Origin of the sequence: Alkaliphilus peptidifermentans DSM 18978, assembly GCF_900101495.1 — a bacterium.
Classification (GTDB): domain Bacteria; phylum Bacillota; class Clostridia; order Peptostreptococcales; family Natronincolaceae; genus Alkaliphilus_C; species Alkaliphilus_C peptidifermentans.
Genome location: NZ_FMUS01000001.1, coordinates 146175 through 162196, shown reverse-complemented (window position 1 = coordinate 162196; position 16022 = coordinate 146175). Strand labels below are relative to the sequence as shown.

The window sequence follows — 16022 nt, the reverse complement described above, 5'->3', positions numbered from 1 at the left end:
ATTTTCAATTCAACATTCAACATTTAACAACAAACATTCAACATTAAACTACTATGTATTTAATCAACCTCACTAGTCTATACTCATAGTATAGAAAAATATAGAAATTTTTTCATATAAAAAAGGATTTTTTTCATAAACCTAGAATACATATGAAGTGGACAAAGTTTTTTGGGAAGGATTTCATTTTTCGTCACTTACCTGAAAAGAACTTGTAATATAACTGTAATGGTATTTTTGCCTCTACAAGTGTATAATGATATTTGTAAAGGTTGAGCAGGCATCGTAATAAGAATTTATTACAGTTATGTTACAAAAGTGCCTCTGTCGTTGACATTTCAATAGTGTCAATGATATAATCAACTTTATAGAATGCGGGTACATAAACTGATACACCGGTTCTATAGAATTTTAAAGGATTGGTTGGTTTTGAGAAGGGGTTACAACCATATCCTAAATTTAACTCACTTCAAACAAAGAAAAAAAAGGAGGAAGACATAATGAAGAAAATCCTATCATTAGTACTGGTACTTTCTATGGTACTAGGAAGTTTTGGATTTGCCTTCGCTTCTAATGAAGCAGCTGGTATGGAAAGAGTTGTTGAAGCCGGCGCATTTGGAGTAGGAGGACTAAGATTAAACGATGTTGCAACAAGAGCAGAATTAGCAACTATCGTGTTAAGACTTCATGGTTATACCGATGAAGCAATCAAAGCATTAAACGAAAAAGCAGATTTTACAGATGTTCCAGAGGGACATTGGGCAGCTCCTTTCGTTGGATTAGCCGCTAAAGAAGGTTTATTCCAAGGATACGGAAATGGGTTCTTCGGACCTGCTGATTCTGCAAACTATGCTCAATTAATGACAGTTATGTTAAGATCATTAGGTTATGGAGAAGAAATGGCAGACTTAGCATGGCCAAATGGTTTCCTTGTTAAAGCTGCTGCTGTAGGAATCGAAGTTGATTTTTCTATCGATCCTCTAGCTCCTGTTAAAAGACAAGTAGTTGGAAAAACTATGGAGCAAGTATTAGACGTTAACTTAAATGGTCAAGATACTACTTTAGCTGACAAGCTAGGTATCGAGCCAAAAGAGCCTGTAGATGTAGTTCCAGCTACACTTGAAGTTAAGTCAATTGAAGCTAACACAGCAAAAAGCTTCTTAGTTACCTTTAACAAGCCTGTTGAAGACACAGCTAAATTTGATTTTACTGTTAAGCGTGGTACAGCAACAACTACTATAACAACTAAGTGGAATGATGCTAAAACTGAAGCTACTTTAGAAGCTTCTGCTAAATTACCTGAAGGAATCTTTACTATTACAGTTACAGATAAAACAGGTGAAGATGCAGTTGAAATGGCTAAAGTTGAAAGAGAAATTACTAAAGAAAAAATAGTTTCTGTTGATTTTGACTCTGAGGTCATTACTAGAATTAGTGATACACATGGTGTTGTAGGTTTTACTACAAGAAACCAATATGGTGAAGATATTACTGATACACCATTAGGAAGAGGACTTAACTGGATTACCTCAACTAAAGACCACCATGTAGAATACAAATCAGGTGTTATTGAGTTTAGACATGATACTGAGCAAGTGTTAAATGAATTGAAAGACTTAAAATCGGTTGTTGTTACAGTAAGAGATACTACTGCATCATTTGTAGCAACTAAAACCTTTAGTGTTTCTGACACTGTATCAATAGTAAGTGATATTAAAGTAAATGGTATCGTTGATGAGAAAGGCAATGAAGTTAAATTTATTTTTAACGCCGCTAATACGTACTATTTAGATTTTGAAGCATATGATGGACTTGGAAAACTTGTAACCTATCAGCCAGCTTTAGATGCTAAAGTATATGGTACGGAAGTATTCAGTGTAAGAAGTACTAATACTATAGTAACACCAAAATTAGAGAAACACCCTGATACTGGTAAAGCTGCCATTAGACTAGAGTTAGATGGAGCTGCTACAGTAACTTATGATACACCTATTTCATTTATCCTTATGGCACCTTTTACAGGTAAAACGGCAACATTCAATGCAACTCTATCAAGATCAGCGAGAGTTGAGAAATTCTCACTACAATCACCTGTAGAAACAGCAACTGAAGGTAGAAGAATAGAAATTCCATTCTCTGCATTTGATCAAGATGGAAAAGAAGTAACACAATATGATGATCTTAAACCATTCATCACATTTAGTCCTAAGGACGATATAGAATGGGTTAGACAATCAGATGGCAGTGCTAAGTTAACTGGTAAATTTAATAAAGGAATGGTATATATAACAGCAACAGTAGATGGTACTATCACAGGATCCTTCAGCCAAATCTCAATAGATGTAAAAGAAGCATCTGTGCCATCTTCAATAACTGCACTTAGACATACAATAGCATTCACTTATAATGGTGACAAAGATAAGCCATACGATTCTGATGAAGCTTCATCTTGGTCTAGAAGACTTAGCCACTTTACTGTTAAAGATCAGTTTGATAGAAACGTGAATTTAAGAGTTGATTCAGAATCAATCCTTGACGGTACTGCTTTCGAGATTAGAGTTAAGTCCTCTTCAGAAGACATAATTCGAGTAGAAGAAGGTCATGGAGCTGTGAAGGACGGAGATTATGTTATCCTTACAGGAAATACAGACAATTCTGTAACTTTTAGAGCAGGGAAAACTACTGGTACAGCAACTATCACATATGAATTATGGGGTAAGGAAAAAGTAGACAACGGTTATTCAGCTCTTAAGAGAATTGATTCAGCTACAACTATTGCCTACAACGTTAAGCCTGAAGACATCAGAAAAGCAAAAATTACCACAGATCACGATAGAGACTTATTTGTAGTAGGAGAATTGACTCGCTATGGAAATAAGACTGCACTTACTGCTACAAAACTTGGCGATAAAATGGTAAATGAATTTTCTGTTCTTGGTGTTCTTAACAATGGAATGGAAGTACGATTACCATCAACAATGAGAGCAGGATACACCTCAAGTAACACCAACTTCAAATTGATTGGTGATGATTTGAATCAAGTTCAAGTAATTAGCATCGGAAGTGCAACAACTGCATCTACAACAGTTACTGGGTATGTATATGGTAAGAGTGGTGTGTTGGCAGCTAGTACAGAAATTAAGGCTAGTACAGTAGCACCAACTCCAACTGCAGTTAATGTTAGCTACTCAGAAGACTTCCAAAGAGCAGCGAATATCGATAATGATATAATTACTATTTCTGCTTCTGACTTTAATGCACTAGTAGTAGATAAAAACTTACTATCCTTTGATAAAGAAGGAAATGAGCTTACTGAAGCAGGTGTACGTTTCAGAGTAAATACACAGTATGGGTTATCTAACTCAGGTGTTGTTGAAAGATTAGTTGTAAGTCAAACTGGTGCTAGCAATGTAAACATAAGCCTTTCTACTGGTTTAGTAACCTTAACTGGTGGAGATACTACTCCTAATACTGGAGAGTTTACTATTACAGCTATAGCAGCTAATGGTCAACAAAAAGTTATTAAGATTGTAATTAAGTAACTTTAACTTAACTTACACACAATAATCAATTTAAAGATAGCTTAGGATATTCTATTATCCTAAGCTATTTTTATATTTATGAGCTATTCGAAGATCATCATTGTATAACAAATATCAGGTCTACAGTCTTTTGTTTATAATCCTAAAGCTTATGGCAGCGAGTATGTGTTAGTTTGCTACTTCGCTTATAGTATTTCAAGTTTTGTTGAATAGCCTTCAGTAGGCATTATCTATAAATCATCAATACGAAGCAGTTTTGGGAGAGCACTTATCAATATATATCATTTCTATCGGTTTGAAGAACTATATTTTAGCAGGTATCTTGGTAAGTGCTTTTTTTTCCCAAAAAAAAGCTGGAGTATTATCTACCCCAACATAATTGAACCATTTAATACAATGGTTGATACTTTATTTTGATAAAACCATTAAAATAATACCTTCATCAGCTTCACTTGCAAGAAAAACTGAAATTCTATCTTCTTTTTGTACTGATAATGTTATTGGCAATTCTTCATCAATAACTTCCCAACCTTCACCTACAAGAATTTCTTTATAATCAGCAAGAAAACTTTCGAATTCTTTACCCTCGACAAGAAAATGAGCATCACTAAAGTATTCATCTTCTCCTTCAGTAAATTCCTCTAGAGTCATTCCCTCAAGTATTGGCAAATCCGGAATCTCTTCAGAATAGTTTATGGTGTTGGAATTGCTACCAGTGGGGTTTTCTGTAGTACTAGGACTACATGCTGCCAAGCCAACGACTATCATAGAAAACATTAATACATATATAATTTTCTTCATCTAAATATTCACCTCCTCGACAAATATTATACAATGCTTTCAGTATATATACAAATGATAAATTAGGAAAAAAATAATTGACATAATAAAAAACTAATAGTAATATAATATTATACTAATAAAGTAAAATAGTACAAATTATATATAACTGTTATGGGGTGATATGACTTGGCAAACCAAAGTGAAATAAAGTATAACAGGTTATTGGAGAAGGCAGAGGAATTGTTTTTAGAGCAGGGCTACAAAGCTGTATCTATGGATACCATTGCAAGTAAAGCAGGAATCAGCAAAATGACAATATATAAATATTTTCCATCTAAGGAAGAGCTATTTTTAAAGATTATAAGCATGATGATGGAGAAGTATACAGCAATAATAGAGTCGGAAATGACGAAATTCAGCAATACCATAGATAAAATAGACTATGTGCTGAGCTTTAGTCTGGAAGCATCGCAAGACTATTCCTTTGCCTTTTATAAAGATATAATGGATAACCCATATATAAGAAATAGGGTGCTTGAGGAAAAAACAAAATACAGTAATATGTTTTTTGAAAAAATAATTAGAGAAGGAATAGAAAAGGGAGAAATAAGAAAGTGTGATATTGCAAGTATGACAGAAATACTTAGCGTTATAATAGAAGCCCTAACACATAATTACTTTGATAAAATTAACAATCGTGATGAATTGGAAGTTAAAGCTGCAATTCTTTATGACTTTTTAAAATATGGTCTATTTGGAGGAAATGAGGTGAAATAATAAAATGGAAAATAATACTTTGATGAAGGGCGAAAATATCAGTAAGCTCTATCAAATGGGAGAAGTAACAGTGGCAGCCCTAAAGGAGGTAGACCTAGAACTATATCAAGGAGAATTTGTTGTAATACTGGGGCCAAGTGGTTCAGGAAAGAGTACACTGCTGAATATTCTAGGTGGAATGGATTTACCCTCAGAAGGAAAGGTATTTATGGAAAGTGAAGACATAACAGATTACAACGACAAAAAGCTTACAGTTTATAGAAGAGAAAAGATCGGATTTGTTTTTCAATTCTATAATTTGATGGCCAATTTAACTGCACGAGAGAATGTAGAGCTGGCTACAGAAATATGCAAAAACGCACTGGATATTGATGAAGTACTGGGGGCCGTAGGCCTAGAAGATAGGAAAGATCATTTTCCAGCCCAGATGAGTGGTGGAGAGCAACAACGGGTGGCAATAGCAAGGGCAGTAGCAAAAAATCCATCCCTGCTGCTATGTGATGAACCTACAGGGGCCCTAGATTTTCAAACAGGAATAAAGATTCTATCCCTATTGAAAAAGGTTAATCAAGAGTTTAATAAAACTGTTGTCATAATTACTCATAATATGCCAATTGGCGAAATGGCAGACCGGGTGATAAAAATGAGAAGTGGAGAGATAATTGAGACAAAGATAAATAAGAATCCAATCCATCCTGAAAGGATTGAATGGTAAATGAAAAAGTTAGATGTAAGATTGTTGAGGGTTATTAAGAAATCTAAGGGACAGTTCATTTCAATCTCTGTAATGGTAATTTTAGCCCTTACCATTTATATATCCTTTAGCATGGTGGCAGACAACTTAAATAATACAATATCCCATTATTATGATGTCACAAACTTCGGAGACGTCTTTGTGGAGGTAGTACGAATTCCTAAGGCTGCCATAGATAATCTGTACACCATAGAAGGGATAGAAGGCGCCCAGGGTAGAATCAGCAGCGATGTACCCTTAAGGGTAGAAGACCCCAATGAAAAGGTTAGAGTAAGGGTGGTATCCCTTCCTAAAGAAGAAGGTGGCATTAATAGCCTATATACCATAAAGGGAAGAGAAGTAGAAGATAACCCTAGAACAACAACAGTACTCGAACAATTCATTGATGCTAGAGGTATACAATTGGGAGATAGAATAACCCCATATATAGCAGGTAGAGAGTATCCATTAGAGGTTATTGGAGTAGTAGGCAGCCCAGAATATATTTACTTGATGGAAAATGAACAAACCCTATTACCGGCTCCAGAAAAATTTGGAGTAATCTATGTGACAGAGGCGTTCGCTCAGTCTGCTTTGGGATATCAAGGCAGCTATAACGAAGTTTTGATTAAAATCAAGGATGACTATATACATCAAATAGATGACATTGTAGATGAAATTGAAGATCAATTGGACAGATATGGGGTAAAAAGAACCATCAAAAGAGAAGACCATTTAAGCCATAGCATGATGATGGAAGAAATAAATCAACTGGAAGCAATGTCTACAGCCATAACCCTACTATTTTTGATAGTGGCAGCTGTAATTATTAATATTATGCTATCTAGAATTGTCAAGAATGATAGGATGTCCATAGGGGTTATGAAGGCATTAGGATATAATAACATTAATGTTCTAGCCCACTATACTAAGTTTTCATTATTGATAGGATTGGTGGGTTCAATTATAGGTATAATTCTAAGCATACCACTGTCAGGGGTATTTACAAATCTATATATGTTTTATTTTAATATTCCTATGTTTCAGATGGAGGTATACTATATATATATAGTATACGGAATCCTATTAACCAGTGTATTCTGCATAATATCAGGGCTACTGGGGGCAAGAACTGTATTGAAAATACTACCTGCAGATTCCATGAGACCCGAAGCACCAAAGTCAGGTGGCAGAATATGGCTGGAAAAAATTAAATTTATCTGGAATAGAATATCCTTCAGCTGGAAAATGGTTATTAGAAATATACTAAGAAATAAGAAAAGGGCAGCCTTCTTAGTCATGGGAATTGCCCTCACCTATGGAATAACCATAGTACCGGTGTTTATGTCATCAGTTTGGGGAAACATATTTCTTCTGCAGTATGGCGAATTTCAAACAATGGACTATAATATAGATTTTTCAAAGCCTATGAATAATAATGCCATAAGGGAGCTGCAACAAATCCTAGAGGTTGATCATATTGAACCAAAGGCGGAAGTTCCCTTCGAATTAGTAAATGGGTTGAAAAAGAAGGTTGCAAGTGTAGTTGGTGTACAATGGGATACGCAATTCTATCACTTTAGAAACTCATTAGGTCAGGCTATTGACATACCGCCAAATGGTATTATCCTGGCAGAGGGCTTGGCAAAATCCCTGGGGGCAAATGTAGGAGATGAAATAGCAATAAAAAACTTTATGCCGGATAAAGAGGATAAAATTATAGAAGTCAAAGGAATTACACAACAATTCCTTGGTATTAACGCCTATATGGACATCAATATGATGAATGAGTTATTGGGTGAAAAGGGTTTGATTACAGGTGCCCTGCTGGACTCACAGGATGATGTAGTATTAAAACTACAGAATGTGAAAAACATTGGGCAGGTACAATCGGTGGATGATATGAAAAATAGCTTTTTAGAATTTATGGATGTAATCATTTACTCGGTGGGGGTTCTAATGATATTTGGTGGCGTCCTTGGCTTTGCCATTGTTTACAATACAACCATCATTAGTATTAGTGAGAGAACAATGGAGTTTTCTTCATTAAGGGTAATGGGCTTCGATAAAAAAGAGATTTATAAAATGGTTAGTAAAGAAAACGGATTAATGACTGTTCTAGGGTTAGTTTTAGGAATACCAATAGGATACGGAATGTGTGCAGGTATTGTTAGTGGTCTATCGACAGATCTATACAGCATTCCCTTGATAATTAATCCCAGCAGCTATGTCATAGCTGCCGTTGCAACAATAATATTTGTTGCTTTAGCACAGCTGGCCACCATTAGAAAGATTTATCGATTAAACTTTATGGATGCACTTAAGAATCGTACTTCTTAGTAAAATAATAATGGGTAATTAGTAATCAAATGAAAGTCTAGAAAGCTTATTAAATCTTGAGGTTATATAGGAAGTTTATTCTAAATAGTAAGGGTGTGGATGAGATGAAAAAAAAGACTGTTGGAATCATTTTAGCTGTAGTTGTACTGGCAGCAGTAGGATTTTTAATAGTAAATAGAAGCACAGCCATAGAAGTGGAAACAGCAACAGTAATAGAAGGCAGCATAGCAAAATATGTTGAAGAATTAGGGGTTGTTAAAGCAAAGAATCAAGCAGGTATTTATGCACCTACTGCAGGTAGAGTTATTGAGGTATTGGTGAAGACGGGAGATCAAGTAGAAGCTGGAGAAATATTGGTTAAACTAGATCAACAACAATTGGAAAGACAGAAATTAGAGCTTCAGGCCCGAAGAGCAGTAATAGAAGCCCAATATAAAGAAGCAACAAAGGTGATAGATGCAAAAGAGATCGAAAAGCTTGAATTAGAGCTTACTAATATGGAAAGAAGACTAGAAGAAGCAGTAAGGAATGCTGAAAATAAAGAAAAACTATACAAAGCAGGTGCCATAAGCTTTGATGCTTATCGTGATACATTAATAAATCTTGAATCACAAAAAACTAATTATGAGAAATCGAAGCTAGACTTAGCTATGTTAAAAACACCAACTTCTCAAAACATAGCAGCCCAGTACGAAGCCCAGCTTCGTCAACTGGATATTCAAATGGAAGAACTAACAAGTAAAAAAGAAGATTTTGCATTAACCTCCCCAATGAAGGGTACAGTTATGCTGAAGTCAGTTGAGGTGGGCAGCATTCTTCAACCAAGCCAGCTGGTAATGGAAATTGGTAATATAGATGAGCTATATATAGAAAGTGATGTTTTAGTAGGAGATATTGCCAATATAAAGGAAGGTGCAAGTGTTAGAATATCCAATAAAAGTCTGGGAATAAAGGATGCAGAAGGTGTTGTGAAAAAAATTCATCCCCAAGCCTTTAGTAAAATATCAGATTTAGGCATCGAACAAAAACGAATTAGCGTTGAGATTGAAATCCTTAATAACATTAATAACATAAGACCTGGCTACGATCTTGACATAGAAATAATCACTGATAAGAGGGATAATACATTAATAATACCAGAAAATGCTGTATTTCAGCAGGGAAATAAAAGCTATGTATTTATTAATGTAAATAATCAAGCACAACTAAGAGAAATAGAAAAAGGTATTGAGAGTCAAAAACAGGTTGAAGTGATAAGTGGATTAAATAAAGGTGAACTTGTAATAATATCTCCTGATGAAAAGCTGAAAGATGGTACTTCTATCAAATCACATCAAAATTTTAATAATTAGCAGACTTTTTAATAATCTATTCCGTATGTTATAATATAAGCAACAACAAAAACTATTCGAGAAGAAGGTGGGTATTAAATGAAGGTAAAAAAAACATTAGCTGCTTTAGGCTTAGGAATAACTATGCTACTAAATACAACAGCATATGCTGAAGTTTCAGAAGGAAAATATGACCTAGAAAAGCTTAAAGAAGTATATATCAATGAAAGCTTTGAAGTAAAAATGATAGAATTAGATACAGAGCTTTTGCAGGTTCAATACAAGGATCAAATAAAAGAATATAGAGATTCTAAGGATACTGTTAATGATGCAGAAGATCACATGAATGGAATGAAGGCATTAAGAGAGCAATCCTTAAAGGATTATGAAAGAGCTCAGGATTCAGCATCTAGACAGGCAGCCACAAAAAATGCAGATAGGTTATTAATGGAATACATTCGTGCAAGAAGTTCCTATAGAATGAGGGTAAAGCAAGATGTACAGATGACCCAGTCCTTAGAGCCAATAATATTTCAAATAGCTCAGGCAGAGATTAAAAAGGAGCAAAGTATAGCTAAATCTGAATATGAATTAGAGTTAGATTATTACAATCTGGTAAGACTACATAGAGAATTAGAATTAATTGAAAAAGATGTAGATAACATTAAGAAAAAAATAAATATTGATATGACAAAGGAAAATCTAGGACTACTGGTGGAATCAGCTAGAGAAGAATCAGAGAAACAGCTTAGAGATTTTGAAAAGCAAAAAAAACAGTTGGAAAATAGTTTAGAACTAGCACTAGAGAACATGAAAACGAAGCTGAACTTTGATCTCGGTGCACAACTAAAAATCGAACTAGAAATTCCCAATGAGTCAGTTCCAAAGAGCTACAACCTGCAGGACTCTATTTCGAAGTTCAAGAAGAATAATCTAGATTTAGCAGCTATGGAGAATAATGTTTTTATTAAAGAAAGTATCTTCAATAAGGTTACTCTGGCATATGAAAGAATAGAGGAGTGGAATGAAAATCAGATTACTCTTAAACAATATGAAGAAGAGCAAAACCAGATAAAAATATCAGAAATTGAATTTAAGAAATCAGAAATTCAATTGTTTAATTTGGAAAGAAAGCTAGAATTATACGCAAAAAACACCTATTATGAATATCAAACAGCTAGAGATACTTTGGTAGCCAATTATCTATTCAATAATAACCTATATGACAATAAACTAAACATTATAGAAGCAAATTATAAGCATGGCTTTATTAGTGAATTTGAATATGAAGTACAAAAACAACAGCTAAATAGAGAATTAAGAGGTTTAGAGCAAGATATGATTAACTATGTAAATGCAAAAAATAAGATGGAGCTAATGCTTAATGGAATTATGGTTACAGCCATGAACTAAAAATTTAAATTTTATTCTGAGAGGGTTAACCCTCTCTTTTTTGCTTTTTTCTTTTATCGAATTTCTCACTACTCATTACTCTTGTTGTAATAAAATTGTAATACAATTATTGAGGTTTTATAAAGGTGAGTATGTTATAATTTTAAAAGAAAAGACTTTTAAAAAGTTTTTTTGCGTTGCTTATAATACGCTTTCGATGTGTCATTCTGAATAAAGTAGAAAAAACAATTCATGGAGGTATTAATAGTGGAAGAAATTAGCTTAAGAGAACTTATAGAGGTACTTATAAAAAGAAAATCAATTATAATAGGTCTTACTATTTTAATGGTTATAGCTTCATCGGTTGTGAGCTTTTTCATGCTGGAGCCAGTATATGAAACAAGAATGGTATTAATGGCGTCAAACTTCAGCGATCGCCTTCAAACAAGCCAACAACAGGGTAACGGTGTGGATGGTATCCTAAATAATTTATCCCATTACCCTAGCATGACTATGGAAACCTATAAACAGCAAATTACAGCACCGCGAATAATGAGGGAAACAATTGCTGACCTTCAGCTTGAAGGTCAATACGATATTGAAACCTTAGCAAGAGCCATCACACTGGAAACCATCAGAGATACAAACCTTATTACCATAAAAATGAAAAGCACTAATTCAGAGCAAGCTGCTGAAATAGTAAACAAGGTAGGAGAAAAATTTGTTAGATTTGTGTCTGATAAGGCTAGAGAACAGGCTACTGCAACAACAATGTATATAGAAGAGCAAATAATTGAAGAAAAACAACAGCTGGATAATGCATTAATAGAATTAAAGGAATTTTTAGCACAGCCCAATGGAACATCAGAGCTTTCAAAGGAGCTTGATGCTAAGCTTAACTTAATTACAGATTATAAAACAAAGATTGTGGATAGTCAGCTTAATAAAGGAATACTACTAGAGTCAATTCAAGCTACCGAAAGGGAACTAAACAATGCCCCAGAAAAGCTGATAACAACTAAGTCGATTTTAGAAGATAATATTTTATCTGATGTAATAAAGGGAAGTAATAACCTTACTATTAACCAGCTGGCAAATATAAGGATGGAAAATGAAGAAATAAATCCGGTATATATATATCTATTAAACAAGAAATCAATCCTATTAATAGAGTTACAGGAAGAAGAAGCTCGTATTGAAAATCTACAGCTTCAAATAGGGCAAACACAAAAAGAGATAGATAAATTACAAATTGAATTGGCAGATAAAAAGCATGAGGAAAGACTAATTGACCAAAAAGTACAAATGTCTCAAAATACTTACGACGCATTTGCTAAAAAACATGAAGAGCTTAGAGTAACAGAGTCATCACAAATAGGCGAGTCAAACATGATTGTTATTTCTAGAGCCTTCCCAACCACAACACCTGTTGCACCAAACAAAACATTAAACGTTGCTATTGCAGGTGTATTGGGGATTATGATGGGTGTATTTGCTGCCTTCTTTATTGAGTATTGGCAAACCAGCGGAAAAGAAAGTGACATTAAGGCATAATAATAGGGGTGTGAATATGGGTTCAAAAACATCAAGAAAAAGAGAAATGAGTAAAAAAGATAATAAAACCTTTGGGTTAGTAATATTTTCACTATTATGTGTTTTAATATTCTATCCTCCCTTTTTCAGGGGACTGTTTTTTCCAAGGGCTACTTTAATAACACATATATTATCCTTTTCACTATTCCTTAGTTATCTAATTTATAAAAGACTACAAGACGAAAAAATAGAGCTTACAAGTGTTTTTGATTATATTGGCTTATTGTTAATTATTGCCTATGCCTTGCCGATTATATTTGGACAATGGGCTAACCTTAGGGATGCCATAGGAGAATTACTAAGATATATCAATGTATTTGTAGTTTACCTTATGGTGAAGGACTTTGCAAAGGAAGAAAAATATAAAAAAGCTATTTTAAACACCCTGGTTGCCAGTGGTGTGGCGGTTTCATTAATAGGGCTACTGGCAGCCTTTGGCTATTTTTCTTTAGCTGATGCTGTTTTAGGAAATCGTATATCCTCAACCTTTCAATATCCAAATACCTTAGCAGCCTTTACCATGACCTTGTTTTTTATTGCATTTTATCTTTTAAATGAAAGCAATAAAACCTGGCAAAAAACCCTATATTCTGTCTCGGGCTTTATTATGTTTTTCACTTTTATTTTCACCTTTTCCAGAGGAGCATGGCTATTGTTTCCTATATTTGCATTGGCATTTATAATTCTTTTGCCAGGCAAAGCACGTATTAATGGAATACTTTATTTAATTATAGTGGGAGTTCCAAGTCTAATTGCAATGCAACCCTTTACTACAATATTAAGTAATGATGGAGCAAGCCTTAAAGGGCTATTGATTTTTATTGCTTCATTAGGTTTGTTTACAATATTATTTAATGTTATTGAGTATATAAAGAACAAGCTGGCAGATACCCACTATAAGTATATATATATATTTCTTGGCGGCACTGCTTTAGTAGCAGCAGCCTTTATAGTTGCAGCTTTAAATATAACACAACCCCTGGTTTTAGATAATACTGCAGTTAAAGAAAATATATATAATCAAATTATAAGACCTATAGCAAATGTTATGCCAAATGAATCATATGTACTGAATTTCAATGTAGATGGAATAAATAACGATGAAAATAACTGGCCCTGGCAAGTAACTGTAGCTAGTATTAATGATAAAAATGAAAGAAGTACCATTATACAAAGAAGAGGAGAGGCAAATGAATCTGGAGAAATTCTGTTAGATATAGAAACTTTAGAAGACACCAGCGGAATAGCTGTGTACTTTACTGTACTTTATCCTAACACAAAAGCCACCTTTTATGATGCTGCCCTATACAGTAGTATTGGAGAAAAACTACAGGAAATTAAATTAAGCTATAAATATATTCCAGAAGCTATAGTTTATAGAATACATTCTATAAGCATAGCTGAACACAGCTCAACAACACGAATAACCTATTATAAGGATGGTATTGAGATATTTAAAAATCACCCTATTATTGGCGCAGGTGGTGGAGCATGGAAAAGCTTGTACCCTAAATATCAGTCTGAACCCTATAACACAACAGAAGCTCATAATTATTTCATTCAAACAATGGTTGAAGTAGGAACATTGGGACTATTTCTTTTAATAACCCTGTTATTAACCTTATTATATTATTTGTATTTTGCTGTTAAAAACAAACAATTTCTTAGTATGACAGTAATCATTGCCACATTATCATTATTTGCCCATAGCTTTTTAGATTTTAATTTTTCATTTCTATCTATAATGTTAACTGTGTGGGTAATTATTGGTTGCTTAGATACTAAAGAAAGCATCAAATTTGCAAAAAAAGAAGTGAAAATTCCTGCAGTATTGGTGAGTATTTTTGTTCTACCACTACTAATTCTTTCTATATCTCTATATAGTGGGCAAAGAAATGGTGACTTAGCTATAAATGACATAAATAGTGGTAATGTAATAGAAGCTCAAGAACATTTTCAAAGAGCAGTGAAACGAGACCCATTTCGTGAAACTTATCGGTTAGATTTAGCAAATATTTTAACCAATGTTGGCATACAAAAAAACGACAATCAATTATTAGAAGAAGCAAAAAGCCATTATTCTAAAGCGATTAAACACGCCCCATATAATAATATTGCTTATGCTGGGGCTACAAACTACTATCTAATGACAGGAGATTTCGAAAAAGCCTTTAATTTAATTGATAAAATACTAATTAATGCACCCCTAAGGGAAGACACCTACGAATTTAAGCTGAACTCCTATTTAGCAGTAGGGAATTTTTATATGGAAAATGGTTTAAAGCATTTAGGGGAAGAAATGTACGAAAAGGCTTTAGAGGTAATTGATAACATTACTGATGTAAATAAAACCTCAAAAAAACCAATATATATAACAAATAATTCATTGCAGCCTATAAATAGAACTAAATATTTCTTGAATAGTTCTGACGACATGTTGAAGTTACAAAACCTTAACAACATTGCATATATTAGCTACTTTAATATAGATATTGTAGGTAATAACATACCAGAGGGATGGAGATTATGGAATACTCCAAATCATGAGAAAAATACTACAGTAGTAGCTAGTGGAATGGAAATAAACAATATAGAGGGACAGAGACGGGGTATTTTCTCATATGATTTCTCATTACAGCCCAATACACAGTATACAGTAGAGTTAGAGCTTAGTGATAATTCGATAATAGAGAATGCTAGGGTATGGATATATAGCAGGAGTGGTGAAACTTTATTGCAACATCGACAAGATAGTCTCGAGGACTACACAACAAGCTTTGAGTTTACAACTGCAGAAGATATAGAACCTGGAAATCAATATTTTATAATTGAGCATAAAGGTATATCTAATGGATTAATTATAATAAACTCAATTCAAATATTACAACAAGATTACAATTAGTAGGATGGGTTGACCTATAAATGTATAAGATATATAATTATATTAAAGCGTTCATTAAATGAACGCTTTAATATTTGAAAAAAGGTGTTATTATGGACAAAGAATATACAGTACTTGAATTAATTAATGAAAATGAAAATATCTCCCAAAGGCAATTAGCAAAAAAAACCGGACTTTCATTAGGTAGTGTTAATATCCTTTTGAAAAAAATGATCAAAGAAGGCCTAATAAAAGTAGAGAGCATTCCTGCCAATAGAGTTGTTTATATGTTAACACCAAAGGGAATGACTGAAAAAATAAGTAAAACATATAAGTACATCAAATTACATTATACCTATATTAATGAAACTAAGGAGAAAATAAAAAATCAGATTATAAACTTACTTAGAGAGAATGGCAGTATACATATAGTACTCGGAGAAGATGAAATAAGTGATTTAGTCAAGTCTGCACTAGCTGAACTTCAAAATATAGATAATATTACCCTCATTAATAAAAATAGTAGTTTTTATGGTGAGACTCCCGTAGTTTTTTTAAGTACTGTTGAGTATGAGAAATATTGCAATTCATATAACAAAGTATTTAATCTTATGGAATTGCTATAAAAGTAAAGAATAGAGGTGTAAGAA

Annotated in this window: 10 protein-coding genes; 9 read left to right on the top strand and 1 reads right to left on the bottom strand. The window is 33.5% G+C overall.

The features are described 5' to 3' along the window. The first annotated feature begins 500 nt into the window (after window positions 1-500). Complete coding sequence (locus BLP68_RS00755; protein ID WP_091538823.1) at window positions 501-3542, top strand: S-layer homology domain-containing protein; 3042 nt, start codon at window positions 501-503, stop codon at window positions 3540-3542. 408 nt (window positions 3543-3950) lie between these two features. Here the strand turns inward: BLP68_RS00755 and BLP68_RS00750 are convergent, their stop codons facing one another. Next, entirely contained in the window at window positions 3951-4343 is a 393-nt protein-coding gene (locus BLP68_RS00750; protein ID WP_091538821.1) for a hypothetical protein, read from the bottom strand. 168 nt (window positions 4344-4511) lie between these two features. Between BLP68_RS00750 and BLP68_RS22205 the strand changes: the two genes are divergently transcribed. The 8 genes from BLP68_RS22205 to BLP68_RS00710 all read left to right on the top strand — a co-directional run bounded on the left by BLP68_RS22205 (window position 4512) and on the right by BLP68_RS00710 (window position 15998). Beyond that, window positions 4512-5102, top strand: a complete 591-nt coding sequence (locus tag BLP68_RS22205; RefSeq protein WP_091538818.1) for a TetR/AcrR family transcriptional regulator — start codon at window positions 4512-4514, stop codon at window positions 5100-5102. A 4-nt stretch (window positions 5103-5106) separates the two neighbouring features. Beyond that, the gene (locus BLP68_RS00740; RefSeq protein ID WP_091538815.1) at window positions 5107-5817 is read left to right on the top strand and encodes an ABC transporter ATP-binding protein; all 711 of its coding nucleotides are present in this window, start codon (window positions 5107-5109) and stop codon (window positions 5815-5817) included. After that, window positions 5818-8175, top strand: a complete 2358-nt coding sequence (locus BLP68_RS00735) for an ABC transporter permease (protein ID WP_091538812.1) — start codon at window positions 5818-5820, stop codon at window positions 8173-8175. It abuts the gene before it with no gap. A 104-nt stretch (window positions 8176-8279) separates the two neighbouring features. Further along, entirely contained in the window at window positions 8280-9527 is a 1248-nt protein-coding gene (locus BLP68_RS00730) for an efflux RND transporter periplasmic adaptor subunit (RefSeq protein ID WP_091538810.1), read from the top strand. Window positions 9528-9605: 78 nt separating this feature from the next. Further along, the gene (locus BLP68_RS00725; protein ID WP_091538807.1) at window positions 9606-10919 is read left to right on the top strand and encodes a TolC family protein; all 1314 of its coding nucleotides are present in this window, start codon (window positions 9606-9608) and stop codon (window positions 10917-10919) included. A gap of 246 nt (window positions 10920-11165) precedes the next feature. Next, complete coding sequence (locus BLP68_RS00720) at window positions 11166-12452, top strand: GumC family protein (protein ID WP_176758799.1); 1287 nt, start codon at window positions 11166-11168, stop codon at window positions 12450-12452. Between the two features lie 16 nt (window positions 12453-12468). Beyond that, window positions 12469-15393, top strand: a complete 2925-nt coding sequence (locus BLP68_RS00715) for an O-antigen ligase family protein (RefSeq protein WP_091538801.1) — start codon at window positions 12469-12471, stop codon at window positions 15391-15393. Window positions 15394-15485: 92 nt separating this feature from the next. After that, entirely contained in the window at window positions 15486-15998 is a 513-nt protein-coding gene (locus BLP68_RS00710; protein WP_091538798.1) for a winged helix-turn-helix transcriptional regulator, read from the top strand. Window positions 15999-16022: the final 24 nt, after the last annotated feature.